This window comes from Pantoea phytobeneficialis, from assembly GCF_009728735.1.
Lineage (GTDB): Bacteria > Pseudomonadota > Gammaproteobacteria > Enterobacterales > Enterobacteriaceae > Pantoea > Pantoea phytobeneficialis.
This window is the reverse complement of sequence record NZ_CP024636.1, coordinates 182,918-200,801: the sequence shown is the minus strand read 5'-3', so window position 1 is coordinate 200,801 and position 17,884 is coordinate 182,918. Positions and strand designations below refer to the sequence as shown.

General features: G+C 55.4%; 16 protein-coding genes and 4 tRNA genes. 4 read left to right on the top strand and 16 right to left on the bottom strand.

The genetic code is table 11. From position 1 onward, the window contains the following. Positions 1–8: 8 nt before the first annotated feature. From yigB to CTZ24_RS00850, 6 genes are all read right to left on the bottom strand, one after another. A complete protein-coding gene (yigB, locus tag CTZ24_RS00875) occupies positions 9–725 on the bottom strand; it encodes a 5-amino-6-(5-phospho-D-ribitylamino)uracil phosphatase YigB (protein WP_021183796.1) in 717 nt (238 codons plus the stop codon). After that, the gene (gene xerC / locus CTZ24_RS00870; RefSeq protein ID WP_208724546.1) at positions 725–1,633 is read right to left on the bottom strand and encodes a tyrosine recombinase XerC; all 909 of its coding nucleotides are present in this window, start codon (positions 1,631–1,633) and stop codon (positions 725–727) included. Before xerC ends, yigB begins: the two co-directional genes overlap by 1 nt. Beyond that, positions 1,630–2,334: a DUF484 domain-containing protein gene (locus tag CTZ24_RS00865; RefSeq protein WP_208724545.1), complete on the bottom strand. Its 705-nt coding sequence runs from the start codon at positions 2,332–2,334 to the stop codon at positions 1,630–1,632. Before CTZ24_RS00865 ends, xerC begins: the two co-directional genes overlap by 4 nt. After that, entirely contained in the window at positions 2,331–3,155 is an 825-nt protein-coding gene (dapF, locus tag CTZ24_RS00860; protein WP_036625919.1) for a diaminopimelate epimerase, read from the bottom strand. The genes CTZ24_RS00865 and dapF overlap by 4 nt, the downstream gene beginning before the upstream one ends. 30 nt (positions 3,156–3,185) lie before the next feature. Beyond that, positions 3,186–3,389 carry an LPS translocon maturation chaperone LptM gene (lptM, locus tag CTZ24_RS00855; RefSeq protein ID WP_208724544.1) on the bottom strand — a complete coding sequence of 68 codons (204 nt, stop codon included), beginning with the start codon at positions 3,387–3,389 and terminating at the stop codon, positions 3,186–3,188. Positions 3,390–3,510: 121 nt separating this feature from the next. Beyond that, on the bottom strand, positions 3,511–6,069 hold the full coding sequence (locus CTZ24_RS00850) for a class I adenylate cyclase (RefSeq protein WP_021183791.1): 2,559 nt from the start codon (positions 6,067–6,069) through the stop codon (positions 3,511–3,513). A gap of 314 nt (positions 6,070–6,383) precedes the next feature. On the opposite strand from CTZ24_RS00850, the gene hemC reads away from it, so the two are divergent. The 4 genes from hemC to hemY are packed head-to-tail and all read left to right on the top strand — an operon-like array spanning position 6,384 to position 10,418. Then, positions 6,384–7,325 carry a hydroxymethylbilane synthase gene (gene hemC, locus CTZ24_RS00845; RefSeq protein WP_208724543.1) on the top strand — a complete coding sequence of 314 codons (942 nt, stop codon included), beginning with the start codon at positions 6,384–6,386 and terminating at the stop codon, positions 7,323–7,325. Further along, complete coding sequence (hemD, locus tag CTZ24_RS00840; protein WP_021183789.1) at positions 7,322–8,062, top strand: uroporphyrinogen-III synthase; 741 nt, start codon at positions 7,322–7,324, stop codon at positions 8,060–8,062. The genes hemC and hemD overlap by 4 nt, the downstream gene beginning before the upstream one ends. Before the next feature lie 23 nt (positions 8,063–8,085). Next, positions 8,086–9,219: a uroporphyrinogen-III C-methyltransferase gene (hemX, locus tag CTZ24_RS00835; RefSeq protein WP_208724542.1), complete on the top strand. Its 1,134-nt coding sequence runs from the start codon at positions 8,086–8,088 to the stop codon at positions 9,217–9,219. A 2-nt stretch (positions 9,220–9,221) separates the two neighbouring features. Further along, positions 9,222–10,418 carry a protoheme IX biogenesis protein HemY gene (hemY, locus tag CTZ24_RS00830; protein WP_208724541.1) on the top strand — a complete coding sequence of 399 codons (1,197 nt, stop codon included), beginning with the start codon at positions 9,222–9,224 and terminating at the stop codon, positions 10,416–10,418. A gap of 621 nt (positions 10,419–11,039) precedes the next feature. Here the strand turns inward: hemY and CTZ24_RS00825 are convergent. The 10 genes from CTZ24_RS00825 to rffC all read right to left on the bottom strand — a co-directional run bounded on the left by CTZ24_RS00825 (position 11,040) and on the right by rffC (position 17,878). Continuing rightward, a tRNA-Pro gene (locus CTZ24_RS00825) sits at positions 11,040–11,116 on the bottom strand. Positions 11,117–11,141: 25 nt separating this feature from the next. Then, positions 11,142–11,228, bottom strand: a tRNA-Leu gene (locus CTZ24_RS00820). Positions 11,229–11,244: 16 nt separating this feature from the next. Continuing rightward, a tRNA-His gene (locus tag CTZ24_RS00815) sits at positions 11,245–11,320 on the bottom strand. Positions 11,321–11,384: 64 nt separating this feature from the next. Next, positions 11,385–11,461: transfer RNA gene (locus tag CTZ24_RS00810), tRNA-Arg, on the bottom strand. Between the two features lie 158 nt (positions 11,462–11,619). Continuing rightward, positions 11,620–12,369 carry a lipopolysaccharide N-acetylmannosaminouronosyltransferase gene (gene wecG, locus CTZ24_RS00805; protein WP_437180268.1) on the bottom strand — a complete coding sequence of 250 codons (750 nt, stop codon included), beginning with the start codon at positions 12,367–12,369 and terminating at the stop codon, positions 11,620–11,622. 24 nt (positions 12,370–12,393) lie between these two features. Next, on the bottom strand, positions 12,394–13,737 hold the full coding sequence (gene wzyE / locus CTZ24_RS00800; protein WP_208724539.1) for an ECA oligosaccharide polymerase: 1,344 nt from the start codon (positions 13,735–13,737) through the stop codon (positions 12,394–12,396). Continuing rightward, a complete protein-coding gene (gene wecF, locus CTZ24_RS00795; protein WP_208724538.1) occupies positions 13,734–14,804 on the bottom strand; it encodes a TDP-N-acetylfucosamine:lipid II N-acetylfucosaminyltransferase in 1,071 nt (356 codons plus the stop codon). Before wecF ends, wzyE begins: the two co-directional genes overlap by 4 nt. After that, positions 14,801–16,054, bottom strand: a complete 1,254-nt coding sequence (gene wzxE / locus CTZ24_RS00790) for a lipid III flippase WzxE (protein WP_208724537.1) — start codon at positions 16,052–16,054, stop codon at positions 14,801–14,803. The genes wecF and wzxE overlap by 4 nt, the downstream gene beginning before the upstream one ends. Further along, positions 16,054–17,184 (bottom strand): dTDP-4-amino-4,6-dideoxygalactose transaminase, encoded by a 1,131-nt coding sequence (gene rffA, locus CTZ24_RS00785; RefSeq protein ID WP_208724536.1) that lies wholly within the window; start codon positions 17,182–17,184, stop codon positions 16,054–16,056. Before rffA ends, wzxE begins: the two co-directional genes overlap by 1 nt. Beyond that, a complete protein-coding gene (gene rffC, locus CTZ24_RS00780) occupies positions 17,171–17,878 on the bottom strand; it encodes a dTDP-4-amino-4,6-dideoxy-D-galactose acyltransferase (protein ID WP_208724535.1) in 708 nt (235 codons plus the stop codon). Before rffC ends, rffA begins: the two co-directional genes overlap by 14 nt. Positions 17,879–17,884: the final 6 nt, after the last annotated feature.

Genomic DNA, 17,884 nt, shown 5'->3' with positions numbered 1-17,884 from the left:
TACAGCCATTATAGCAGCGAGGTCAGTGATGCCAACTGCGAAATTTCAACATGCGGCAGCAGACGCGCATCATCAATGTGCATCAGGTTGCCGTCGCGCAGGTTAATCCAGCACGCCTGCATCCCGGCACGTAGCGAACCGGCAACGTCGGTGGTGAGATCGTCACCCACATGCAGAATGTGTTCCGGGGCAATGCCTAAACGTTCCGACGCCAGCTGATACATATCCTGCCACGGCTTCGCGCGGCCATGTGGTCCGGCGCGCAGCGCGAACTCAAAATAGTGTGAGATCCCAAGTTTTTGCGGATCGGCATTGCCATTGGTGATCGCCACCAGCGGGACTTTATTACCGAGCGCGGTCAGGGTCGCATGCGTTTCTTCCGGCATGTCCACTTCGCTGCGCCAGCGGTGAAACACGCTCATCACTTCACTGGCGCCTGCGGTCGCTTCCGCTGTGGATAAACCGATGTTGATCAACGCCAGTTCGACCGAACGACGTCGCCACTCGGACACGTCGTGATAAATCTCCGGCTCGCGCGCCAGCAATTCATCACGCAGCGCCTGATATTCTGCCGGGGTGAAATCGCATAAGGCCGGATGATAAGCCTGTAACGCCGCATGGGATTCTGCGGTGGTTTTGCGGATCACCGGATGGTTGTCATATAAGGTGTCATCGAGATCAAAGGTGATCGCTTTGATCGCACGCAGTGGACGGTAAAACTTCATTACGACTTTCCTCGTTTGGCGCGTGGGTGTGCGGAATCGTACACCGAGGCCAGATGCTGGAAATCAAGATGGGTATAGATTTGCGTGGTCGAGAGATTAGCGTGGCCGAGCAGCTCCTGCACCGCACGTAGATCGCCGCTCGATTCCAGCAAATGCGTAGCAAAAGAGTGGCGCAGCTTATGCGGGTGGATGTGGCTGGCAACGCCTTGTTTGATGCCCCATTCGGCAAAGCGTTTTTGCACGTTACGCGCCGAAATACGACTTCCACGGCTGGAGACAAACACCGCGTCATCCTGCGGTGCAAAGCTGGCTCGCAGCGGCAGCCAGTGCTGTAACCAGGTGACTGCGGTGCCACCAATCGGCACGCGGCGTTCTTTGCTGCCTTTGCCCAGTACCCAGACTTCGCCCGCCTCCAGATCCAGATGGCGGATATCCATATGCACCAGCTCCGACAGACGCAACCCTCCGCCATACATAGTTTCCAGCATGGCGCGATCGCGTACCGCCAGCGGATCGTTGAGGTCAATTTCCAGCAGTTGATTGACCTCGTCGACATCCATATTTTTCGGCAGATGACGCGCATTACGCGGGGTGGCGATGCCTTTGGCCGGATTACCGCTCAGCATCCCCTGGCTGACCTGCCAGTCCAGGAAACTGCGCAACGCTGACAAGCGTAACGCCAGGCTACTGGCACCTAAACCCGCACGGCGACTGCGCGCGGCGATGTTACGTACCTGCGCCGGTTCAAGCTGTGTCCAGGCGGTGATTTTCATCTCATCAGCCATCGGGATGATGGCCTGAAGCTGGCGAGCATAGTTTTGCTGCGTCAACGGGCTAAGCTGGCGCTCGATTTTCAGATAACGCAGGAAGCCCTCAACGGCGGGAAGCAGCGGGCTGTCGCTGCTCATGCACGTTCGACCCAGCGTAACAGCAATTCTGGCAGCATCAGCGCCAGATGTTGCAGCAGCAACGTTCCCATGCCCGCCTGATAATGTTGGTTGTCACGGCTGCTGAAGATCAACACGCCCAGTTCACCGCGATCGCCCATCAGCGACATGGCTACGGAACCGATGGCTTTCGCCTGCGGCAGCAGCAGCAGCAACTCAGGGCCATTGAGATGACCAAGGTAATGGTGTTCATTGCCGAAGCGCTGGATACGCAACGGCTCAAACGCCTGGCGTGACAGGCCCAACTGGGTGAAATCGGACGGTGCGCCGATGTGCCATTTGTCGCTGAACAAGCGTACGTTGGCTCCGGCAAGGCCCAACTCACGCGCCCAGCGATGCAGGCGCGTCAGCATATCTTGCAGGCTATCTGCGGCGGCGAGATGCCCCTGTAACGACAGCAGGCGATCAAACAGTTGATGGTTGGCCGTTGCCTGCTCCATCAACAGCGTGATCTCCTCTTCCAGCTGCTGGATATGGTTGCGCTGCCGCGCCATATGCCATTCCACCAGCGACACGCTGCCGCGTACCGGATGCGGCACCATCATCTGTTCGACCTGGCGCGCATTGCGAATAAAAAAATCGGGGTTCTGACGCAGAAATGCGCTGACCGCCTGATCGTCCAGCAGCACCGCGCTGTCGGTCTGCTCTTCGACATTTTTCATAGATGAATAAACCCATCGTAGACGTGTGTGGCTGGCCCGGTCATAAACAGCGGTTGACCGGCCCCTTTCCAGGCAATATGCAGCGTTCCGCCGGGCAGATCAACGCGGACTTTCTCCGCCAGAATGCCCTGCTGAATACCGCAAGCAACAGCGGCACACGCGCCACTGCCACAAGCCTGGGTTTCACCCGCGCCGCGTTCATAAACGCGCAGACGAATGTGTTCTGGATTGACCACTTCCATAAAGCCGACGTTCACGCGCTCCGGAAAACGTTCATGGCTTTCCAGTACCGGGCCGAGGGTTTCCACCGGCGCGGTTTTCACGTTCTCAACCTGGATAACGCAATGCGGATTACCCATCGACACGGCGCCAAACATCACGGTCTGGTCGGCCACGCGCAGCAGATAGAGATTCTCGGCTTTGTTGGCGCGGAACGGGACCTGCTGGGGTTCGAAGTTTGGCTCACCCATATTGACGCGCACCAGCTCGTCATTGGTGACGCTCAGCACCATCCGGCCAGTTTGGGTACTGACGCGGATATCGCTTTTGTTGGTCAACCCTTTCAGACGCACGAAACGGGCGAAGCAGCGCGCACCATTGCCACACTGCGCCACTTCACTGCCATCAGCGTTGAAAATTCGATAGTGGAAATCAAGATCCGGATCGTAAGGCGGTTCGACAATCAGCAGTTGATCGAAACCGATCCCCAGATGGCGATCCGCCAGACGGCGAATCAGCTCCGGCGAAAAAAAGACGTTTTGCGTCACGGCGTCCACGACCATAAAGTCGTTGCCAAGACCGTGCATTTTCGAGAACTGCATTTTCTGCTCCGCCGGATTACTCATGGGAGATTAATTCCCCTGCATGCCTTGTTTGTCGGTAACTAAACCACCCACATCCGCACTTTTCGCTGCTTGCTGCTGCTGGTCAGTGGGCTGGGTATTGGTTTTTTTCGGTTGTTCCGGAGGCGGAAAATATAAGGGGCCTTTCAGACCACAGCCTGCTAAGCCGACCAGTGCCAGCGCCATTCCTAGCTGACGTATCATTTGTCTCATTCTGTCTGCTCTTTCTGTCCTTTCCTGGATGCTTATCATCGCAGTTGACGTTGTAAAAGCAACAGGAAATACCGGCAAACACGTTACAGGTCCGACACCTGCCACGCGAGCGCGGGCAGGATCAGTGCATTTGATAACGCGGCTGGAAATCGCCGTTGTCGTTGTCAGGCTGTGTGGCACACAGCTGCGTCAGCGTCTGACTGCGGAAGGGGATCACCTGGAAGCGATCGCCAGCATTCACAATCTGATAGAACTGCGGCAAGTTGAAGTTGATAAAGCTGGAACCGTAGGTAAAACGGTCATGCGATGACGAGTAGAAACGGCTGACGTCACGCACCAGTTCTTCTTTGCTGCCTTCGCAATGATGGTACACCTCAACGCGGTTGGTTTCGTCGAGGATATAAATGTTGAAGCCGCGATCATCATTGGTATCTTCAAAGAAGAACTGGATGATGCCTTCGCTGGCATAGCCGTTAACCACCGGTGGCAGCGGCGTCTGGTTCGACTCCACTTTTATCGACAGTCCATGCAGCTTGTTATTGGAAATCGCGCCGTAGAACTCGACCGCATTTTCCAGTTTCTGCACCGACACGCTCATGCGTTCAAAGAACAGCCCCCAGGTCTGGCCCGCCATGCGCAATGCTTTGAAGCGGCCCGGTTCCTGACGGGTACTGGAAAGACGCAACTCGATGCATTCTGACACCAACTGTTGGACGCGAGTACGAATCAGGCCGCGCAGATGCTGGCTGTAGCAGAACACCTCTACCGTATCCGGCGGGGCAGCATCCTGATGCATTTTGCCAAGGATGGTTTTCAGCGCTTCGATCATCGCCTGCTCGCCGCTGAAGTGCAGCGTACGCACCTCATTCCACGAGTTGCGGTACAACAGATCAATGCTGCCAATCAGGCATTGCTGCTGCTGACCGAAACTGAACACGTCCAGTTTACGGAAATCGAAATGCACCACCTGATTGCGGAACGCGGAGGTGGGATCGTGTTCGAGGTTAACGATAATCGCCAGGTGTCGAATTTCACACGGGCTGTAGAGCGCTTTTGGCGTCGGCGCCGGTACGCGCAGCGGGAAATGATGCGAGACATCATTCACCAGCTCCTGCAAACGCGGCAGATCGCAGAGTTCATTGCCCTTGATATGCAGCCGGGTTTTGCTGGTCATCAAACCGTTAAACCACGCCCACGCCACCAGTTTGTTCAGGTAGCGGTTATATTCCAGCGGCTGATGGCTGATGATGGAACTCATGTCCGGCGACTGGTTATACAGATACCAACCTGCGCGATTGGCGCGACCAGCCGGGACGTGAATAAAGGTCAGATTATCTTCCGACAGGTCGGGCGAAATCTGCGGGTTCACCAGCGTCACCTTGCCCGGTAGCGCTTCAAAGGCAGCATACAGTTTACGCGTCAGCACGCCGATGTCCTGCGGGCTGGCGCTGACGCTTAAATTGTTACGGCGTGCGAAACGGATCAGGTTGCGATAGCTCTGCATCATCGCATCCAGCAATTCATTGTGCGCTTCACGCACGCGCTCGATTTTCCACTGCGCGCGATTATCCAGCACCGCCAGCTTCTCGTCGTCCCAGCCCCACTCTTTCACCAGCTGCGACAGGATTTCGCGGCGCCAGCCGGAGCGGTGATGGCTCTCTTCACTGGAGAGTTTTTCACATACTTTGAGGTAGAAGCAGCGACGCACCAGATCAAGACGCGCCAAATCGTCAATGCTGGTGAGATAACGCGTTACGCGTTCCAGCATCATGCAGTAGGGATCAAGACCGAAGCAGACAATTTCGCCGTCGTGCAGGCGCTGCTTGATGTCCATCGCCAGCAGTTGGGTATTGGGATATTCCCAGCTATAGGCTTCCAGCAACAGCGTTTTCAGCACCGCTTTGTACGGTGAATCGATGCTTTTATACAGCTGCCACAGGCTGGCACCGAAATACTCTTCGGCTGACAGGGTGCCGAGGCCACCAAGATCAAGCCATTCGTTCGGTGTCAGCACGCCCTGGGCGTACAGCGACATGACGTAATCGTCGTAATGATGCTCCTCTTCACCGGGCACCATGTTCCACAGGATACGTTTACCGGCCATACGCACAGCGGTACGGTAAAATTCATCCAGCAGCAAAATATGTTGGGTCGAGCCGCAATCTTCTGCACCGAGACTGCCGCTTTCGTTATGACGGAAACGGTTCTCATCGATCAGGAAGAAGCTGACTTCCACCCCCATTGAGACACACCATTTCTGCAACAAGGTACATTTACGTTGCAGGTTGAGGCGCTCTTCATTATCCAACCAGGATTGATGACAAACCCAGATATCAAGATCGGAGACGCTGTTCTGGCCGACAGAGGAGGTGCTGCCCATTGAGTAGATGCCGGTGATCGGCATTTCGCCTTTGGCACCGGTGCTGAGATGCAGCGGCTGTTTACCCGCCAGATCCTGCAACAGTTGCTGTTGGTTTTCATCAGGCGTGTAAAAGCTGATGCCATGTGGAACGTTACCCTCAAGGTAACCCGGCATCAGCGGATGATGATAATGCAGTAATGTTGGCAGCAGACTGTAGACGTGCTGGAAAGCAGGTCCCATCGCAGCCAGCGCGCGATCTACACGCAGCTGGTTGATAGCATCCAGTCTCTGTTTCAGTGTCTCAATGTAGAGGTACAAGACGTTTCGCCTGATTGTCCCAGTGTTAAGCACCCTGTTTCCGAAACCTGCCACTTAATAATAAAGATATCGGGCAAATTATTGCTGGAAACGTGATCAATCTAACACCTGGCAGATTGACCGTAAAGAAAGTTGCGCTACTTAACAGTTTAGCACGTTCCGAACTAACCCCTGCGTTTTCGGACTATGACCTCAGATTATTCCCCGGTGATCGCGGCGAAATCTGACATCAGAGTCTTTTCAATCCGTTGAAACTGACAGCATTCCCCTATCGATGGTAGGATATTCGATGAACGATCAAAACGGTTAACAGCATGTTAGACAAAATTTTCAGAATTGCTACAAGACAAAGTCCCCTCGCACTCTGGCAGGCACAATATGTCCAGCAACGCCTGATGACGGCGCACCCTGGTCTGCGCGTAGAGCTGGTGCCAATGGTCACCAAAGGTGATGTCATCCTTGATACGCCGCTGGCTAAAGTGGGGGGAAAAGGGCTTTTCGTCAAGGAGCTGGAGTTGGCGATGCTGGAAAATCGCGCCGACCTCGCCGTGCATTCGATGAAAGATGTGCCGGTAGATTTCCCTGAAGGACTCGGCCTGGTCACCATCTGCGAGCGCGAAGACCCGCGCGACGCCTTTGTCTCCAATCATTACGATTCTATCGATGCACTGCCACAGGGCGCGGTCGTCGGCACCTCAAGCTTACGCCGTCAGTGCCAGCTCAGCGCACGCCGTCCCGACCTGGTGATTCGCTCGCTGCGCGGCAATGTCGGCACCCGCCTGGGCAAACTGGATGCCGGTGAGTATGACGCCATCATTCTGGCTGCTGCGGGCCTTAAGCGTCTTGGCCTGGAAGAGCGCATCCGCTTCGCGTTACCCGCTGAAATCTCATTACCGGCCGTCGGTCAGGGTGCAGTCGGCATTGAATGCCGCCTTGACGATGCCGAACTGATCGCCCTGCTCCAGGCGCTGAATGACGGCGATACCGCGGTTTGCGTGCGCGCTGAACGCGCCATGAACACCCGTCTGGAAGGCGGCTGTCAGGTACCGATTGGTAGCTTTGCGGTGCTGGAAGGCGATCAGCTGTGGCTGCGTGGTTTGGTGGGTTCACCAGATGGCAGCCAGATGATCACCGGCGAACGTCGTGGCTCGCGTGATCAGGCGGAGCAGATGGGTATTTCGCTGGCGGAAGAGCTACTGGAAAATGGAGCACGCGAGATTCTGCGTGAGGTTTATCAGGGGCAGCCGCCTGCATGACCATTCTCGTGACCCGTCCCGAGCCAGCAGCCAGTGAACTGGTCGCACGTTTGCGAACCCAGGGGAAACTGGCGTGGATCTTACCGCTGATTGAGTTCACACCGGGTCGCGATATTGTTCACTTGCCACAACAACTTGCCGCACTGCAACCCGGTGACCTGGTGTTCTTGTTGTCACAACAGGTGGTGACCTTTGCCCACCCGGCGTTGCAAAGTCAGGGCTTCGCCTGGCCCACGCATCTTGATTACTACGCCATTGGCCGCAGCACCGCGCTGGCGTTGCATACCGTCAGTAATCTGAAAGTAGACTATCCTCATGCGCGGGAAACCAGCGAAGAACTGGTGCGTCTCAACCGTTTACAACAGGTGAACGGCAAACGTGCCTTAATTCTGCGCGGCAGTCCCGGTCGTGAGTTGCTGGCAGATACCCTGACGGAACGCGGTGCCGATGTGCGTTACTGCGAATGCTACCAACGTTGCGAAAAAACCTACGACGGTGCCGTTGAGGGGCGTCGCTGGCGCGATCGCGGAATTACCACGCTGGTGGTGACCAGCGGTGAAATGTTACAACAACTGTTTGCGCTGTTTCCGCCAATCGATCGACGGGAATGGTTATTACACTGTCGGCTGGTGGTCGTCAGTGAACGTTTGGCTACCCTGGCAGCCACACTGGGCTGGCAGGATATTGATGTAGCCGATGGTGCCGATAACGATGCGCTGCTGCGTGCGTTACGCTGAACTTAACATTGGGATGAGCCGCAATGACGGAACAAAAAGCCTCCTCCGCCGTGGTTGACGAAACCACACCAGCGGGCGACAACGCTACTCCTCCAGCTAAAAAATCACCGCGCGACAACAAACGCGATGGCAAGGTGCTGGGTGCGGTGGCGATTGTGATTGCGCTGGCGATTGGCGCGGGCCTTTACCTGAATGGGAAACACCAGGCCGACTTACAGGCTCAGACTAACCAGAATCTGAGTGAGCAACTGAGCGCACTGCAACAGCAACTGGGCAGCGATAAACAACAGCTGACGCAGCAACTGGAAAGCGCCAACAGCGCCTTGCAGGAAGCACGTAACCAACAAGACGCCAGCGCCAAAGAGCTGGAAGCCTTACGGCAAAAAGTCGCCACTATTTCGGGTAACGATACCCGCACCTGGCTGCTGGCGCAGGCCGATTATCTGGTCAAACTGGCGGGGCGTAAGCTGTGGAGCGATCAGGATGTCACCACCGCAGCCGCGTTGCTGAAAAGCGCAGACACCAGCCTCGCGGAAATGAATGATCCGAGCGTAATGAATGTACGTCGCGCCCTGACTCAGGATATCAGCTCGCTTGCAGCCGTCAGCCAGGTCGATTACGACGGCATCATCCTCAAGCTGAACCAACTGTCGAACGGCGTGGATAACCTGCGACTGGCAGATAACGACAACGACGATTCGCCGATGGATGCCGACAGCGGCGAGCTTTCCAGCTCACTGCATGAATGGCGGCAGAATCTGGTGAAAAGCTGGCACAACTTTATGGACGGCTTTATCACCATCCGCCGCCGCGATAACACCGCGCAGCCGCTGCTGGCGCCGAACCAGGATGTCTATCTGCGAGAAAATATCCGTTCGCGTCTGCTGATCGCCGCCCAGGCCGTGCCACGCCATCAGGACGAAATCTACAAACAATCGATTGATGCCGTCTCCACCTGGGTACGTGCCTGGTATGACACCAATGATGCCGCTACCAAAGCCTTCCTTGATCAGTTGGACGAGCTGAGCCAGCAAAGTATCTCGATGGATGTCCCTGATTCGTTGGAAAGCCAGCAACTGCTGGATAAGTTGATGCAAACCCGCGTGCGTAATCTGTTGGCGCAGCCATCGGTTGCGGCTGACCAGCAGGGAGGCTAAGCATGCTAAAAGTATTGGTACTTTTTCTGCTGTTGATCGCCGGTGTGGTGCTCGGCCCAATGTTGGCCGGTCATCAGGGTTATGTGCTGATCCAGACCGACAACTGGAACATTGAAACCAGCGTTACCGGCCTGGCCATCATCCTGATCCTCAGCCTGCTGGTGATTCTGTTCGTTGAGTGGGTACTGCGCCGTCTGTTCCGTACCGGCGCACGTACCCGTGGCTGGTTTACCGGTCGTAAGCGTCGTCGCGCGCAGCGTCATACTCAAACCGCGCTGATGAAGCTGGCAGAAGGCGATTACAAGCAAGTTGAGAAACTGCTGTCGAAAGATGCCGATCACGCCGACCAGCCAGTCGCTAACTATCTGCTGGCGGCAGAAGCAGCGCAGCAGCGTGGCGACGAGCTTCGCGCTAACCAGCATCTGGAACGTGCCGCCGAGCTGTCGCAAAACGACACCATTCCGGTGGAGATTACCCGAGTTCGTCTGCAACTGGCGCGCAATGAAGACCACGCCGCCCGTCATGGCATCGACCGTTTGCTGGAAGTGGCACCACGTCACCCTGAAGTGTTACGTCTGGCTGAGCAGGCCTATATCCGTACGGGTGCCTGGGGCGCGCTGCTGGATATCCTGCCCTCGATGCAAAAAGTGCAGATCAACGATGATACCCAGCGCGCAGCGCTCCAGCAGCAAGCATGGCTGGGCCTGATGAATCAGGCGATGGCCGACCAGGGCAGCGATGGCCTGAAACGCTGGTGGCAAAATCAGAGCCGTAAAACCCGTCAGGAAACTGCGTTGCAGGTGGCAATGGCGGAACATCTGATTGAGTGCGATGACCCGGATACCGCGCAAGCTATCGTGCTGGATGGGCTGAAGCGCCAGTATGACGATCGTCTGGTGCTGCTGATGCCGCGTATCAAAAGCGGCGATCCAGAGTCGCTGGAGAAAGCGCTGCGCAATCAAATTAAACAGCATGGCGCAACACCGCTGCTGCACAGCACGCTGGGCCAGATGCTGATGCGTCACGGCGAGTGGCAGCAGGCAGCAGAAGCCTTCCAGCAGGCACTGGCGCAGCGTCCCGATGCGTTTGATTACGCATGGCTGGCGGATGTCTTCGATCGCATGCACCGGCCGGAAGAAGCGGCGAAGATGCGTCGTGAAGGACTCCTGCTGACGTTGAAGAACAACCCCAGCGCCTGATTTCTCGATTGTTATTTTTGTGCACGCCGGGCTTGCCCGGCTTTTTTTTCGCCAAATTCTATCATCAGGCGAGATAAATCACGCCACTACAGAATGTATGTGATGCATAGCGGCGCGATTTATCGCGTAGATTTTGCAGATAAAAAAACACCTGCCAGAGGCAGGTGTAAGATCAGGTCGGTAAGACAACTGATGGTATCCGACTCAACGTAATGTCCGGGTTTGCAGTAAGGCTTGCGCGATGCTGCCTGGCTGGACAACGGATACCGTAAGGGGCTCTGCATCATTCCCAGGTTTATGCAGCATCAGCAGACATAAGAGGTGGAATGAGCATCTACGAAGATATTATTGCACAAGCCGTGCCAGGTTTGCAGATGACAAATTAAATCTATATTTATCAAATGGTTATTTTAACAGGTATGGTAAAGCCAAACGATGATGTCGGGAAACAGCGACAAACCAGCTTCAGATTGTCTCCGCTGAGCGACAGACAATGCAAGGATATGTAAAATACATATAAATCATTAAGTTGCATGTCTCAGAACAGAGACAATGGCATGAAATCACTTTTCTACGGACGAAAAAAAACCTGCTCTTAGCAGGTTGTTTTTCATATTAAGATGGTCGGCGAGAGAGGATTCGAACCTCCGACCCACTGGTCCCAAACCAGTTGCGCTACCAAGCTGCGCTACTCGCCGATTTTTTTTATCTTAATATTTTGCCTGGTGCGAAGAGAGGGACTTGAACCCTCACGTCCGTTAAGACACTAACACCTGAAGCTAGCGCGTCTACCAATTCCGCCACCTTCGCATGTCCCAGCAAAATCTGGGGTGGCTAATGGGACTCGAACCCACGACAACTGGAATCACAATCCAGGGCTCTACCAACTGAGCTATAGCCACCATAAATCTTTTTACTGCCTAACGCGGTATTTAAAACCACCGAAGCTCTTGCGCACAAACTTAATGGCGCGCCCGACAGGATTCGAACCTGAGACCTCTGCCTCCGGAGGGCAGCGCTCTATCCAGCTGAGCTACGGGCGCGTAGCGCCGTTGCGGATGTGCATACTACGGACCTGATACCAGACTGTCCAGTGCTTTTTTCATAAAAAAACGCGTTTGGTTACGCTTTGTGCATTCCGTCGATAAATACTGCACTTTATGCCTGCCCCAACCAGAAATTGCTGCATTAATCAGCAATATCAGAGATCGCCGCGCCAGTGATAGCCTAAATATTTCAGCAACTTTATTTGGCGTCGCCAGCGCGAAGGCTGACGAATCAAGCGATACAGCCATTCCAGCCCAAGTTTTTGCCAGCTACGGGGCGCGCGCGCCACCCGTCCGGTAAACACATCGTAGGTGCCACCTACCCCCATATACAGCGCGTCGGGCCAATGGGCGCGGCAATCACGCATCAGCAACTCCTGACGCGGCGATCCCAGCGCGACAGTCACAATCTGCGCTTTGCTGGCAGCAATACGCGTAAATAACGCCTCGCGCTCATCCAGGGTAAAATAGCCATCCTGGCTGCCGACAATGTTCACCTGCCACTGACGGCGTAGTTTTTCGCAAGTTTCCTGCAACACGGCGTCACGACCGCCAATCAAAAAGACCGGGATGCCACTGCGGCCAGCACGTTCCATCAATGCCTCCCACAAATCGGCTCCGGCAATTCTGTTTACCCGTATCTGCGGATATTTCTTGCGTAACGAACGCACAATGCTGATGCCATCGGCATATTTAAATTCGGCTTGCTCAATCAACGCACGGACTTGTGCATCGCTTTCCAGCGTCAACATTTTTTCGGCATTGATCGCCACCAGCGTGCCACTGCGCGGCTTCTCGTCAGGCAGAAGAAAGTCGAGAAAGGACGCCCCATCCTGAAAAGCGTAGAGATCGATACCGCGTAGCGAATAACGCGGCTCCTCTTTTTTTATCGTATTCAACGTCAAACGTTTTCCTGTTGTCCCCGGAGGTTAAAAAGGGCTGGGTAACACCGGCTCACCGCGTTGTCGGATCAATCCGGCACGATCCAGCAGCCAGTAAAGCAACTTCGCCACCAATAAGCAGGCGGCAAAAATAACGCAGAAAAACACCACGCGTGAACCGAAGGCATCCAGCCCTTCACGCGCCAGCACGATCATGTTAAACACCGCACCAAAACAAAAACTTTGCAAAATGGCCCCGTTATAACGATTAGTCTCATGACGACCACGCGCGTAAAGCGTATCGAAGCCTTTCATTAACAGGCCCACCGCAACGGCACCCAGCGGAATAAACCACACGCCACCCATCACCAACAGCGACCCAAGTAACGTTGGCGAGATCGCCAGCCCGGAGTGGTTATTGAGCACTTCCCAGGTAAAGTAGTTGGCGCTGTTCAGCACCATCGACGGACGTCCCGGCCACAGCCAGCTGGGAATAAATACGTAAAAATCACGCCACATTGGGGCCAAGCCCTGAAACGAGATTTTGTCGTAATGCTGTAACAACAACGCCAGATTCTCCCACGGAGAGAAGGTATCGCGCGTCAGATAAAGGAAGGTGTAAAACGCCTCATCCCCCATCACATCGAGGTTATAACGTCGCAGCGCCAGCCAGAACATGCCGCCAATCGCCAGCACCCCCGCAGCGGCCAGCATCCACAGCGTGATCCAGCCGCGGGTAATACCGATAAACAGGAACAACGCAAAGGCGATGATGATGTTCGCGCGCGTGCCCCCCACCAACGCATAGGTCAGCAGGCCAAAAGCCACGGAAACCAGCAAAAACAGCAGCCACTGACGCAGTGTCGGGTTGAGGAAGTAACGAATCAACATCGCCGGGATGAAGAAGTAGAAGAAGCGTTTTAGCGCCACACCGGAGACTTCGCTGGAGAAGATCTGGTTATAGGCCGTCAGCCGGAACAGCAGCAGGCCATTATGCAGGAAAAACACCGTTACGGTGCCGATTGCCACCAGCGCCAACAGCAGACAGGTGAGATGGGTTTCCACCCGGTTCATCTGCAACCAGGGTTTGCGCGGCACGCGAGTGGCCGGACGCAAACGGACTTTGTAGCTCACGTAATAGATGGCATAGAAACTGGTGGCAGCCAGTAGCGCCTGCAACAGAAATTCTGCGGGCACCACCGCCATATTGAAGCGGAACACCAGAATGCTGGTCAGTGGAAAGCCAAAATAAAATGTCAGTAAAAACAGAATGGTAAAGAACAGGTGGAAGTTGAAACGCACCCGTTTAAATTCCCGCCAGGTCAGAGTCAGGATAAAACCCAGCGAGAACAAATACACCACCAGCAGACCGCTGAACTGCAAGAGGGTCATAAGTTCTCCGTTTCACTCAGAGTGAGTGCCTCGCGCCACCCTGCCAGATAGCCGGGGGCAAAGAATGCGATGGAGGCAGGATCGCACTGCATCAGCTGGCGCTGTGCCTCTGCGACCCGAGCGCTGTCCAGAGCATCGTCGCTGAACAACACCGGTAATCCCTGCTCACTAAGATCGCGCCAGAACGGGTTTTTGCGGCTGAGAACAAACGGAATGCCAGCCTGAATCAGCAGGCAAAGGGTACCAATCCCCTGCTGGCGTTCAAACATAAAATAACCCAGGTGGCAACGGCTGAGCAGCGCAAGATAGGCGTCAAAATCGATCTTATCGCGCAACAGCGTAACCTGCCCATTGGGGAAAAGTAACGCGGCTTCAGTAGCGACTTCGTTAATATATGTATCATTATTAGCGGGATAGCCAAGCGGTATCACCACCTTTATTTGGTCACCAAACTGTGACTTGATCGCCTGCAAACCCGCGATATGGCGATTGCTGCGATCGCCCGAATTACCCAACAACACGGTAAAATCATGCGGTTCTGTCGCAACAGGCACGGCACATTCCGGCATCCGTGTCGGGAAATAAAGCAAAGATGTCGGCACCCGCGGATGCCGTTGCTGATAATGGTACAGGTCGCCGCGTGTCGCGAACACGCGCGCCATACGTCCTTGGGCGAGACGCCGCAGCAGATAGAACAGCTGATACTTCAGACCGCTGCCCTCTTCATATAAATCTGCGCCCCATACATGCCAGAACGCCTGGTTGCGTCGCAGTTTGCCACTCAACAACGCCAGCCAAAGCCCGGGATTAAATTGCCCGTGGAAAAAGAAGCGCTGCTGCCGGTCTGTCGCACGGTTGATCACCGCCCGTGCCAGCGCCCGCTTGTCGGGAAAGGTTTCAATTTGCAATGCCTGATAAGCCTGTAATGCGTCTGGCGTTGGTGTGACCACCATAAATCGACGAGGCGTCTCCTGCGGCAGTTGCGCGCTGATCACATCATTAAAGAAGCGCAGCACGGTGTGATTATGATGGGGGATATCCGATCCCAGCACATGAGTTAACGTCATTTTCTTCGGCAATAAAGGGTGAAGGCGCCACAGCAGAGCGCAAAGTAGCAAATGTAGGTCGCCATGTAGGCTTGTGCGGCACCGACCGTCCCATGTAGCGGAATCAACCAGTGGGAAAACGCCATCAGTAAGATGAACTGGCTGACTTCCGTCAAAATATAGAAACGCAGCGACGCTTTAGCGATAACCAGGTAACCAAAGACATAGGCACCGACTTTGAACACGTCACCACACAGTTGCCAGACAAACAGATCGCGCATCGCGGCGAACTTTGTGGAGAAAAGCAGCCAGATGGCCACATCACGCAATAACCAGACGCAGAAGCTGGCAGCCGCCACCGCGGGCAAAACAAAGCGCAGCGCGCGCAAAATTTCCCTCGCAATCTGTGGCTTATGCTCCAGCCGGGCCAGGGTTGGCAACAGCCAGACGCTAAAGGTGGCGGTGATAAATTGCAGATACGCATCAGAAATGCTGGTGACACCTTGCCACAACCCGACCTGCGCCCAGCCTTGCTGTTGCGCCAGCAGGTTTCGCATCAACACCCAGGCCACCGGCAGCGTCACCGAGGTGATCAGCGCCATGAGGGTAAACTTCGCCAGATTGCGCACCAGTTCCGGCTCCCAGACCGGTTTTAACCAACGTAGTGGCAACACCTGCTGATGACGTCGCAACATCATCAGCGCTGGGATCACCACCAGCGCAGGCACCAGCGCTAACCCAACCAATGCTCCGGCGTAACCGCCGATCCACCAGCACAGCGCATATGCCACCACGCCAATCAGGCTACCGGCAATCAGCGCCAACGCATTACCGCGTGCATCACGAAAACCTTTCAACAATGCCAGCGTCAGATTCGCCCAAGCGATACCAAGCTGGAGAAATGCCACGATGCGTACCACGCCCTGATAATGATCGTGGCCGAATAACGCCCGGCTAATTGGTGCCGCAGCCAGCAAAAACACCACCGCCAGTAGCGTGGAGAAGCCAAGCACCAGCGCGGATGCCGTTCCGGTGACAGCCCGTAGCGACGCGGGTTGCTGCTGAAATTGCGCCACATAGGTGGTCACGCCGTTAAATATGCCGGCACCGGCCAGCACGCCGAGCACGGTAATCAGCTGACGGAAGTTTCCGGCCTGGCCGACACCTTCCGGGCCGAAACTGACGGCCAGCAATTTGACCACCAGCAACCCGGCAACAATTTTGACCAGCGTGGACGATGCGGTCCACACCGAGGCTTTAGCGAGTGACATCAGGCAAAGAAGCTCAACAGGGAATTGATCACCGTGCGCTGATTGTTGTCCGACAGATTGTAGAACAGTGGCAAACGCAGCAAACGTTCGCTCTCACGGGTGGTGACAACATCATCGCCGTGGAAGCGGCCAAAACGCGCGCCCGCCGGTGATGAATGCAGTGGGATGTAATGAAAAACGGTGAGAATTTCGGCTTCTTTCATCCAGTTGATCAGCGCCTGACGATCGCTGCTGTCACGCAGTTTGATGTAAAACATATGCGCGTTGTGGCGGCAGTCGCCTGGCACCACCGGCAAGGTAAGGCGTCCGGCAGCCGCCAGCGGCTGAAGCGCCGCATAATAGTTATTCCACAGGCGCAGGCGCTGCTGATTGATATGCTCGGCCACTTCGAGCTGCGCCCAGAGATATGCGGCCTGTAAATCCGCCATCAGATAGCTGGAGCCGATGTCGCGCCAGGTGTATTTATCCACCTGGCCGCGAAAGAACTGGCTACGATTGGTGCCTTTTTCCCGGATTATCTCGGCACGTTCGACCATTTTTGCGTCATTGATCAGCGTAGCTCCGCCTTCACCACCTGCGGTGTAGTTTTTGGTTTCATGGAAGCTAAAACAACCAATATGACCGATGGTGCCAAGCGCACGCCCTTTGTAGTTTGACATCACCCCCTGCGCTGCATCTTCAATCACGTAAAGCTGATACTTTGCCGCCAGCGCCATAATGGTGTCCATTTCGCAGGCCACACCGGCGTAATGAACTGGCACGATAGCGCGGGTTTTCTCGGTGATCGCCGCTTCAATCAGGGTTTCGTCGATGTTCAATGTATCGGGACGCACATCCACAAACACGATTGTGGCACCACGCAGCACAAAGGCATTGGCCGTGGATACAAAGGTGTAGCTCGGCATAATCACTTCATCGCCGGGCTGGATATCAATCAGCAACGCAGCCATCTCCAGCGAGGCCGTGCAGGAAGGCGTCAGCAGAACCTTTTTGCTGCCGAAATGCTGCTCCATCCATTGCTGGCAACGCCGGGTAAAGCCGCCATCGCCGCAGAGCTTGCCGCTGGCCATCGCCGATTGCATATATTCAATTTCGCTGCCCACGATCGGGGGCGCATTAAATGGGATCATGTGCGTTCCTGTAGAACCAGTAAGCCGTGCTTTCCAGCCGTGCACCGCTGCGTAAATAGAGACGCATCGCCGTCAGATTGCTGAGTTGGGTAGCAACACGTAGCCGATTAAGCTGGCGCACCCGCCCCCAGTCAGCGGCCGACAGCAGCAAGCGCTGGCCGATACCCTTACCCTGCGCTTCCGGCAACACTGCCAGCAGCCCAATGCGCGCATCACCGTCCTGCTCGCGTATCGAGACAAAACCCTGCAATTCGCCCTGTTCATCGCAGGCAATCAGGCACTGGTTATCAAACGTGCCGCGTACTGCGTTCTCAATCCACTGTGCGTAGAAACGGCTGCTGTCATCCGCCTTAAACCACGGGGTACGAAAGCGGCTCAGACGAAACGCCACTCCGGCGGCGGCACGCAATGCCGGGATCTGCGCTTCACGCGCGATGCGCACGCCAGTTTGCCGCTCGGTACGTTTGATATTGATGGCGAGATCGGCTTCCCCTTCCACCAACTGAAAACCATGCTGGCTGATGGCATCGATCACATCGTTGCGTTCAGCCGCGACCTTGATTTGCCACAAGCCACAGGGCTGCTGCAATGCGTGCGCCAGCGGTGTGTCGCCATCGATTTCGAGGCGCGCGGTATTCAGGCTAAAGAAGCCACTCTCCCACGGCAGTGGGTTAATGCTGACACAGATGGACATCGTCGT

Bases quoted from the DNA above. Each gene is read 5' to 3' on its own strand.
- yigB (WP_021183796.1), bottom strand. From the start codon at position 725: ATGAAGTTTTACCGTCCACTGCGTGCGATCAAAGCGATCACCTTTGAT.
- wecF (WP_208724538.1), bottom strand. From the start codon at position 14,804: ATGACGTTAACTCATGTGCTGGGATCGGATATCCCCCATCATAATCAC.
- lptM (WP_208724544.1), bottom strand. From the start codon at position 3,389: ATGAGACAAATGATACGTCAGCTAGGAATGGCGCTGGCACTGGTCGGC.
- rffA (WP_208724536.1), bottom strand. From the start codon at position 17,184: ATGATCCCATTTAATGCGCCCCCGATCGTGGGCAGCGAAATTGAATAT.
- hemX (WP_208724542.1), top strand. From the start codon at position 8,086: ATGACGGAACAAAAAGCCTCCTCCGCCGTGGTTGACGAAACCACACCA.
- xerC (WP_208724546.1), bottom strand. From the start codon at position 1,633: ATGAGCAGCGACAGCCCGCTGCTTCCCGCCGTTGAGGGCTTCCTGCGT.
- CTZ24_RS00865 (WP_208724545.1), bottom strand. From the start codon at position 2,334: ATGAAAAATGTCGAAGAGCAGACCGACAGCGCGGTGCTGCTGGACGAT.
- rffC (WP_208724535.1), bottom strand. From the start codon at position 17,878: ATGTCCATCTGTGTCAGCATTAACCCACTGCCGTGGGAGAGTGGCTTC.
- wzyE (WP_208724539.1), bottom strand. From the start codon at position 13,737: ATGACCCTCTTGCAGTTCAGCGGTCTGCTGGTGGTGTATTTGTTCTCG.
- hemY (WP_208724541.1), top strand. From the start codon at position 9,222: ATGCTAAAAGTATTGGTACTTTTTCTGCTGTTGATCGCCGGTGTGGTG.
- wzxE (WP_208724537.1), bottom strand. From the start codon at position 16,054: ATGTCACTCGCTAAAGCCTCGGTGTGGACCGCATCGTCCACGCTGGTC.
- dapF (WP_036625919.1), bottom strand. From the start codon at position 3,155: ATGCAGTTCTCGAAAATGCACGGTCTTGGCAACGACTTTATGGTCGTG.
- hemC (WP_208724543.1), top strand. From the start codon at position 6,384: ATGTTAGACAAAATTTTCAGAATTGCTACAAGACAAAGTCCCCTCGCA.
- hemD (WP_021183789.1), top strand. From the start codon at position 7,322: ATGACCATTCTCGTGACCCGTCCCGAGCCAGCAGCCAGTGAACTGGTC.